This window comes from Nocardia tenerifensis NBRC 101015, assembly GCF_000308715.1.
Classification (GTDB): Bacteria; Actinomycetota; Actinomycetes; order Mycobacteriales; family Mycobacteriaceae; genus Nocardia; species Nocardia tenerifensis.
Genome location: NZ_BAGH01000395.1, coordinates 1 through 3311, shown reverse-complemented (window position 1 = coordinate 3311; position 3311 = coordinate 1). Strand labels below are relative to the sequence as shown.

Below are 3311 nucleotides of genomic sequence, written 5' to 3'. Positions count from 1 at the left end.
ACTCGCCTGTCCGAGGCACAACGCAATCTCGATGCGGCACAACAGCTCAGCGGCACCGATCCCGCGCGGGCCATGACCAGTGCGCAGTCCGCCGCCGACCTCGCCGGGCGCGCGCTGCAGGCCGCACAGGCCAGCGTGCGGGCCTGGGAGGCGGCGCAACCGGTGTCGGGCACGTCGCAGGCGGGCGCGGTGCTCGGCGGCATCCTGATCGACGGGCTGCTGCGCGGGGCCGCGAGCGGCGGCTATCGATCCGGGTCGGGCGGTTGGGGCGCGGGCTCCTACGGCGGTTCGTCCGGTTCCCGGCGGATCAGCCGCGGCGGCCGGTTCTGAGTTGACCCTGACACCGTGTGAGGTCGTAGACCAGGAGTCGTCATGTTCACCATCGGAGACTTCGCCAGACACGGACAGGTGTCGGTGCGCATGCTGCGCCACTACGACGCGATCGGGCTGCTGCGCCCGGACCGGGTCGACGGGCAGAGCGGCTACCGCTTCTACTCCGGCGCGCAGCTGGCCCGGCTCAATCGCCTTGTCGCGCTGAAGGAACTCGGCTTCACGCTCGAGCAGGTCGGCCGGATCCTGGACGACCAGGTCAGCGGCGCGGAGCTGCGCGGCATGCTCACGCTGCGCCGCGCCGAGCTCGAGCAGCGCATCGCGAGCGACCGCGCCAGGCTCGCGCAGGTCGAGGCGAGGCTCCGCATCATCGAGAAGGAGGGCGCCATGCCTGCCCACGATGTGATCCTCAAGTCCCTGCCCGCCGTCCGGGTAGCCGAATTGTCCGCTGTCGCGGCGAGTTTCGAGCCGGAGTCGATCGGCCCGGTGATCGGTCCGCTGTTCGAGGACATCTGCCTGCGACTGGAGAAGGCGGGCGTACCGATCGTCGGCCACGGCATCGCGTACTACGACGAGCGCGAGGACGGCTCAGTCCTCGCCCACGCCGCCATGCCGGTCGACCTCGACCCAGCCGACGCGCACGACTTCGCCGTTGTCGACCTGCCCGCGATTCCCCAGGCCGCCACCATCATTCACCGCGGCAGCATGAACGAGGTCCTCGAACCCTGGCAGGCCCTCGGCCGCTGGGTGGACGAGAACGGCTACCGTCTCAGCGGCACCAGCCGCGAGGTGACCCTGGTCCACACCGAAGACCCCGCCGGATGGGTAACCGAGCTCCAGGAGCCGATCTCGCCGAAGTAGTCCATAGCGCGCCGCCAACCGCGGCTGAGCCACAGTGTTTGCGAGGCGAGCCGATGGCGCACGTCCACGCCGTCGTACTCGGCCCGCTCGTGGTGCTGACGGTGCTTGTGCCCCTGCGTGGTGGGCAGGTGCCGGAACTTGCCGTGGGCCAGCAGTTTGGTAAGGCCAGGGAGCCAGCCCGGCTGTAGTAAGGGGTCACACGCCGGCGCGCTGGGTGAACTGCTGCAAGTACGGCGATTCCTTGGCGCATAGCCCGCACCAGTACGCCCACAGGTTCAGTAGCGCGGGCGTCCGCGAGCGCGGCGGCCAGTCTCAACCGGCTCTGCGGACTCGATACGGCGGCGCCTCCGACGATCTCTCCCCTGCGCGCCGGCGTCGCCCCTCGACGGTGCACGACCCGATGCCGCTGCGCCGAGTCCCGTTGCTACACAACGTTTTCGCGCACCTCGACACCCGCTACGTCACGCGGGTGCCCACACGCCCCGGCGACCGTGAAGGTGCGCGCCACGGTGACGATCGGAATCATCGCGCTGCGGAACGCGTGTCGCTCGGTGACCACCCGCCGCGACAGGCCACGGGCCCCAGGTAGCGCAGCAGCGCAGGCTGGCGCGAGTCGCCGCGGCCCTTCCTTGGTCGTGGCACGCCGAAGCGCCGTGCCCGGGGCGCTGCGAGCCGACGTTGCCCCTCGTCGGTGCACGCCTCGATGCCGCTGCGCCGAAACCCGTTGCTACACATAGTCGTCGCGCACCTCGACACCCACTACGTCGCGCGGGTGCCTACGCGCCCCGGCGACCGTGAGTCGCTGCGGTCCTTCCCTGGTCGTGGCACACCGAAGCGCCGGAGCCGGACCGCTGCGAGCCGGCACGGCTAATTCACCTGCCTCGGCACGGCCGCCCGCCCCCGGCGCCAACACATCACCTTCCCCCGACGCGGGCACGTCTACACACCCAGGCGCGCTCCTATCACCACACCCAAGGGCGAGCGCGTCACCCTGGGAATATCGGGCAGACTGCCGCAGATGCTCGGCGCGCCGAGATGGCTTCCTACGTCAGGCGTGAACCGTGCGGGTGTGGAAGCCGGAGGGGCCGGTGGGGAACGACGGGCGATGGCGACCTTCCTGGACCTCGCCCGACCGACTGATCGCCCTGGCCTGCACCTGGTGTTCACCGGGTGCCAGTTCTACCGCCAGTCGCCAACGCCGCCACGCAGCAGGGGCCAGCTCGGTGCTGAGATCGACTGGGCGCCAGTCACCTTCGTCGACGCGCACCTCGACGCCCGCGACGCCGTGCGGTGGAGCCCACGCGACCCCGGCGACCGTGAAGGTGCGCGCGCCGCCGCGGCCGGGCACAGCCACGCCACCGCCGCGCGAGAGGGCCACGTCATCGCGACTCGACGCGGCCGCCTCGGCACCTCCCCGCTCGCCGGCATCGCCCCTGCCAGGCACGATCACATCAATCCTGGCCTGCGGTGTCACCCACAGCGGTCCGGCGGGCCACCCGCGCCGCCACCAGTAGTCGACGTGCGTGTCGTCGGTAAGCTCCAGCTGCCCAAGCCATTTCGCGCCGGTGTACTGACCGTAGAGGCCGGGGACGAAGACGCGGGCGGGGAAACCGTGGGCGGGGGTGAGGGGTTCGCCGTTCATGCCGATCACCACGTAGCCGGGCCACTCGCCGGAGCGCAGCGGCTCGACCGGCAGTGAGATGGTGTAGCCGTCGACGGCCCTGGTGACCAGGCGGGTGGCGTCGGATTCGGGGATGGCGTGCTTCAGCAGGTCGGCCAGGGGCACCCCGTACCAGCGGCCGTTGGCCGCGCGCCCCTCGCCGGGCTGGTTGTGCACGCACACCATGACGGCGTCGAATTCCACGGCGTCCTCGGCCAATTCGGCCAGGGACAGGCGCAGCGGGTGCGCGACCTTGCCGGTGACGGACAGCCGCCAGTGCGCCGGATCGATCCGGGGCGGGCGCAGAGTGACGTCGGCGACGTACATGCGCCGCGCGGCGGTGACCCAGCGGCGACAAACCCGGCTCGTCCTCGAGCCCGTCGCGTGGCACGACGCCCAGCGCACCCATCGGGCCGATCCGGCGAATGTCGTTGTCGTGCTTGCGATCCAGATCGTGCTG

The 3311-nt window shown here is 71.1% G+C and carries 2 protein-coding genes and 2 pseudogenes; 2 read left to right on the top strand and 2 right to left on the bottom strand.

Features of this window, described 5'->3' with window-relative positions; genetic code table 11:
* Both ON39_RS31415 and ON39_RS31410 read left to right on the top strand, forming a co-directional pair.
* Positions 1–330, top strand: a pseudogene (locus ON39_RS31415) (TPM domain-containing protein); the annotation flags it as partial.
* Between the two features lie 42 nt (positions 331–372).
* The gene (locus ON39_RS31410) at positions 373–1191 is read left to right on the top strand and encodes a MerR family transcriptional regulator (RefSeq protein WP_040739674.1); all 819 of its coding nucleotides are present in this window, start codon (positions 373–375) and stop codon (positions 1189–1191) included.
* Positions 1192–1392: 201 nt separating this feature from the next.
* Here ON39_RS31410 and ON39_RS50890 read toward each other — a convergent pair.
* A pseudogene (locus ON39_RS50890) lies at positions 1393–1479 on the bottom strand (TlpA family protein disulfide reductase); the annotation flags it as partial.
* 760 nt (positions 1480–2239) lie between these two features.
* Positions 2240–3178 (bottom strand): molybdopterin-dependent oxidoreductase, encoded by a 939-nt coding sequence (locus ON39_RS31405; protein WP_051187376.1) that lies wholly within the window; start codon positions 3176–3178, stop codon positions 2240–2242.
* Between the last annotated feature and the right edge of the window lie 133 nt (positions 3179–3311).